This window comes from Erwinia sp. MYb416, from assembly GCF_037479575.1.
GTDB lineage: Bacteria > Pseudomonadota > Gammaproteobacteria > Enterobacterales > Enterobacteriaceae > Erwinia > Erwinia rhapontici.
This window is the reverse complement of record NZ_JBBGYT010000289.1, coordinates 542-1,306: the sequence shown is the minus strand read 5'-3', so window position 1 is coordinate 1,306 and position 765 is coordinate 542. Positions and strand designations below refer to the sequence as shown.

At 56.9% G+C, this 765-nt stretch carries 1 protein-coding gene and 1 pseudogene; both read left to right on the top strand.

Annotated features, from left to right (window positions below):
* Positions 1-466: ABC transporter permease (locus tag WH277_RS02615; RefSeq protein ID WP_339504245.1), on the top strand; the 466-nt coding region annotated here is incomplete at its 5' end.
* Positions 463-765 (top strand): annotated as a pseudogene (locus WH277_RS02610) (ABC transporter permease); the annotation flags it as partial. The gene WH277_RS02615 and the pseudogene WH277_RS02610, both read left to right, overlap by 4 nt.

Below are 765 nucleotides of genomic sequence, written 5' to 3'. Positions count from 1 at the left end.
GACTACATTCCCTTCAACGCTTTACGATGATATGACCTTTTCTCAGCGATTTTCCGCCATGATCCTGCCGATGTGCACGCTGGCGCTGTCGGTGCTGGCTCATCTGTTAAGGTCGACGCGCAGCGCGCTGTTGCAGTTAACCGATACACCGTGGATGGAGACGGCTCGGCTCAAGGGGCTTGCTCCTCTGCGCATTCTGCTGAAGCACGCCGCCCCCAATGCCATTGCGCCGGTGGTGACGGTGATTGCTATCAATCTGGCCGCACTGATTGTCGGTGCCATGATTGTTGAGGTGATCTTCGTCTATCCCGGCATGGGCCAATATATGGTCGATGCGGTAACGGTACGCGATATCCCGGTGGTACAGGCCTGTGGCCTGGTCTTTGCCAGCCTTTATATTGTGATCAACTTACTGGTGGATGGCATTGTCCTTTTCACCAATCCCCGCCTGAGGTATCCACGATGAAGACGCCAGGCTCACTGCCGGGCACGGTGATAGCGATCTTTGTGCTCGCCCTGTTACTGACGGCGGCACTGATTGCCCCCTGGCTGGCACCGTATGACGGGTCGGCGATTACTGGCGATCTGTGGCAACCGATGAGCGCTCAGCACTGGCTGGGTACCGATAATCTTGGGCGCGATCTCTTTTCCCGTCTGCTGTACGGCACGCGCTTAACGCTGCTGTTTGCCTTCGCCATTGCTCTGCTGGCGATGATAGCAGGCACCTTAATCAGTTTTCTCGCGGTCAGTCTCGGTGGACGCAAG